Below are 3,637 nucleotides of genomic sequence, written 5' to 3'. Positions count from 1 at the left end.
CGGACGTTCCGTACGGGGCACCGTCATGCGCCGGTGGGTCGGTGTGTCAGCAGGTCACTCGGCGACCGCAGGGACGGCTGCCGCCGCCGCTTCCGCCTTCTTCTCCTCACCGCCGGTGAAGCCGCGCAGCGGCACCTGGCGGACGAAGAGGGCGACGACGATGCCGATGGCCGCGGCGCCCGCGGCCCAGGCGAAGGCGGTGTCGACGCCGTCGCTGACCGCCTGGGCGAAGGCGTGCTGGACGGCGGCGGGCAGGGACCGCAGCGCCTCGGGGGTCATGCTGGAGACCGAGGAACCGGCGTCGGCCCCTCCCGCGGCCGACGCGCCGGCCGCGGTGAAGGAGTCGGTGAGCTTGCCGGCGTAGAGGGTGCCGAGCAGGGAGACGCCGAGCGAGCCGCCCATGTTGCGCAGGAAGGTGGCCGCGCCGGTGGCGGCGCCGATGTCGCGCAGCGGGGCGCTGTTCTGGGCGATGAGCATGGTGGTCTGCATCAGGCCGCCCATGCCGAGGCCGAGCACCACCATGTACAGCCCGGTGGTGAAGCGGGAAGTGTCGGGTCCCATGGTGGCGAAGAGGACGAGCCCGGCGGTCAGGAAGACCGTGCCCACGATGGGCAGCAGACGGTACTTGCCGGTCTTGCTGATGTAGGTACCGCCGACGAGCGAGAGCACCATCGCGGCGAGCATCATCGGCATGAGCAGCAGACCGCTGTTGGTGGCGGAGGAGCCCTGGACGTACTGCTGGAACTGCGGCAGCAGGGTGATCCCGCCGAACATGGCGAAGCCGACGATGAAGCTGAGGGCTCCGGCGAGGCTGAAGTTGCGGTCGGCGAAGACCGACAGCGGCATGATCGGTTCCACGGCCCGGCGCTCGACGAGGACGAACGCGACGAAGGCGATCACGGTGACCGCGATGAGGCCGAGGATCGTGCCCGAGGCCCAGTCGTACTCGCTGCCGCCCCAGCTGGTGATCAGGACCAGGGTGGTGATCCAGACGCTCAGCAAGGCGGTGCCGGTCCAGTCGATGCGGACCTTGGCGGCGGACTTGCGCGGCAGCTTGGCGAGGACGAACCAGCAGACGAACAGGGCGATGATGCCCAGCGGCAGGTTGACGTAGAAGGCCCAGCGCCAGTTCAGGTTGTCGGTGATGAAGCCACCGGCGAGCGGGCCGCCGATCATGGCGACGGGCATGACCGCCATCATCACGCCCTGGTACTTGCTGCGGTCGCGGGGCGGCACGATCTCGGCCAGCACCGCCATCACGCCGACCATGAGGCCACCGGCGCCGAGGCCCTGGAGGGCCCGGAAGCCGATGAGTTCGCCCATGTTCTGGGAGAGACCGCAGAGCGCGGAGCCGGCGAGGAAGATCACGATGGAGGTGATGAAGGTGATCCGGCGGCCGAGCAGGTCGCCGAGCTTGCCCCAGATCGGGGTGGCGACGGTGGAGGCGAGGATGTAGCCGGTGGTCACCCAGGCGAGGTGTTTGAGACCGCCGAGGTCTCCGACGATCGTGGGCAGCGCGGGCGCCACGATCATGTTGTCCAGCATCGCGAGCAGCATTGCGATGACCAGGCCGCTCATCGTGACCATGATCTCGCGGTGGGTGAAGCGTGGGGGTTCCGGGGTCGCGCCGGCGTCGGCCGGTGCGGGGGAGGTCTGCGTCACGGCGCATGCCTTTCGGTCAAGGGAGGTGGGTCGCTCGACGGACCCGAAACTCTGGCGGCAGGGCCCCGGCGCGGGACGACAGCAGTGTCATCGGCTCGGCGGTAGGGCAAGCTGATCCCGGAATCCACTTACCGGGCGGTCAGTAGATTACTTGCCGTACGGTAAGTTGGCAAAGAGGGACGCGGGGACCACGATCGACGCAGGGCGCTCCCGCGCGGAGACGCCCGGGGCGAAAGGAACCGCACAGCCATGACAGCCGCAGGACGCCGACGGGGCATCGACACGCGGGCCGAGATCCGCAAGGTGGCCCTGGAACTCTTCACCGCGCAGGGGTACGACGCGACCTCGCTGCGGGAGATCGCCGAACGGCTGGGCATCACCAAGGCTGCCCTGTACTACCACTTCAAGAGCAAGGAGGACATCGTCCTCTCGCTCTTCACCACCTACCTGGAGGCGGTCGACGCCCTGGTGGAGTGGGCCAGGGAACAGCCCGCAGGCCCGGATCTCGCCACCCGGATCGTGGACCGGATGGTCGACGTCTTCATCGCCGAGGGCATGCCGGCCGTCCGGTTCGCCACCGCCAACCACCGCGTGATCCACGAACTGCGCCCCGACAAGGGCGGCGCCCTCGAGAAGTTCGCCGAGCTGAGCGAGGTCATGGGCGGCCCCGACGCCACGGTGGAGGAGAAGCTGCGGCTGCGGTCCGCGCTCCTCAGCGTGAACCTCGCCCTGCTCGCCTCGCGGGGGCTGGAGGTCTCCGACGAGGAGATCGCCCGGGTCGCCCGCGATATCGCCCACCGGCTCGTGCCGCAACCGGGCGCGGCGGAGGCCGGGAGCGCCTGAGGGGCCCGCGAGCCGGGGAAACCCCGGCCGCTGCGGCCCGGGCGTCCGTCGCCCTCCCCTCGAAAATCTCGCGCAGGCCTGCGCCGGGCGGGTGAACCCTGTGGTGCCGACGGGTGGCCGGCGCGGTCGCCCCGCGACCCTCCGGTGCGTACGGGCTAGGCCGTTTCGGACAGGACGTGCGCCGCGTCCGACGGGCCCGGGGAACGTGGGCCGTACACACCGACCGAGGGGCTGCCCCGACCATGTTCAAGACCGCGCTGCGGATCGCCTCCGCCGCCACCTTCGTCGTCACCTCGCTGACCTTCGCCACCTCGGCGAACGCCGACACCGACCCGTGGCCGGGGACCCCGGAGCAGATCCGGGACACCGGCCCCTGCGGACCCACCGGCGGTTACCGGTCCGCGGACTGGGAGCGGACGACGACGAACCGCGCGCTGCGGGCCGACGTGGACACGGCCGCGATCAGCGAGGGCTGGTACTGGCGCCACGACGACAACACGCTCTGGCGCGGGGACACCCGCCCGGACCCCCGCGCGATCTTCCGGAGCGGCTTCACCCCGCTGGGGACCGTGCTGACCCCGCTCTCGCAGTGGATCATCGGCGGTGGTGGCCAGAACTCCGCGCACGTGAGCACCAGTTGTGACCGGTGGGTGGCGCAGGGCTTCGCCACCGGAGGCGGCAAGGACGGCTGGGTGTACGCCATCCAGGCGCCGGGCGGCATCGACGTCAACGCCACCGCGCGGATGACCGGCATCCAGTCGCAGTACCTGTGGAACAAGGAGATCGACTTCCCCGGCGGTGTCCGGGGCAGGTTCATCGAGGGTGCCTGCCAGTACCACTGGGCCGGCAAGAACCCGCAGACCAACGTGGACATCTACGAGAACCTGGGCTGCGTCACCAACCCGGACTTCCGTCCGTTCGACCGCACCCGGGAGCTCCCGGCGGACGCCGACGCCCCGGCATCCACGAGCCCGGTGTCCACGGCTCCGGCGACCTCGACCGCACCTGCCCCCGCGGCCTCCGCGCCCGGCACCTCGCCGGTCCCGGCGGGTGCCGTCTCGCTGACGCCCACGGGCGCGCTGTCGCTGAGCGCGCGGTAGCGTCCGAGGCCCCCGACCGCATGGAACAGGCC

3 protein-coding genes are annotated in these 3,637 nt (G+C 70.9%); 2 read left to right on the top strand and 1 reads right to left on the bottom strand.

The window, feature by feature from the left end; genetic code table 11:
• Nucleotides 1-54: 54 nt before the first annotated feature.
• Nucleotides 55-1,587, bottom strand: coding sequence for an MDR family MFS transporter (locus ACFWEP_RS33075; protein ID WP_387375758.1), 1,533 nt, complete (start codon nt 1,585-1,587; stop codon nt 55-57).
• 324 nt (nt 1,588-1,911) lie between these two features.
• On the opposite strand from ACFWEP_RS33075, the gene ACFWEP_RS33070 reads away from it, so the two are divergent.
• Nucleotides 1,912-2,505 (top strand): TetR/AcrR family transcriptional regulator, encoded by a 594-nt coding sequence (locus tag ACFWEP_RS33070; protein ID WP_387375756.1) that lies wholly within the window; start codon nt 1,912-1,914, stop codon nt 2,503-2,505.
• Nucleotides 2,506-2,747: 242 nt separating this feature from the next.
• Nucleotides 2,748-3,605: a hypothetical protein gene (locus tag ACFWEP_RS33065; protein WP_387375754.1), complete on the top strand. Its 858-nt coding sequence runs from the start codon at nt 2,748-2,750 to the stop codon at nt 3,603-3,605.
• Nucleotides 3,606-3,637: the final 32 nt, after the last annotated feature.

It is taken from the genome of Streptomyces sp. NPDC060198 (assembly GCF_042728415.1).
Taxonomy (GTDB): domain Bacteria; phylum Actinomycetota; class Actinomycetes; order Streptomycetales; family Streptomycetaceae; genus Streptomyces.
Note: the sequence above shows the minus strand (reverse complement) of the source record. Positions and strands in the feature narration are given on the sequence as shown.

What these genes read in the sequence shown, in the direction of transcription:
- ACFWEP_RS33065 (WP_387375754.1), top strand. Translation starts at nt 2,748, where the DNA reads ATGTTCAAGACCGCGCTGCGGATCGCCTCCGCCGCCACCTTCGTCGTC.
- ACFWEP_RS33075 (WP_387375758.1), bottom strand. Translation starts at nt 1,587, where the DNA reads ATGGTCACGATGAGCGGCCTGGTCATCGCAATGCTGCTCGCGATGCTG.
- ACFWEP_RS33070 (WP_387375756.1), top strand. Translation starts at nt 1,912, where the DNA reads ATGACAGCCGCAGGACGCCGACGGGGCATCGACACGCGGGCCGAGATC.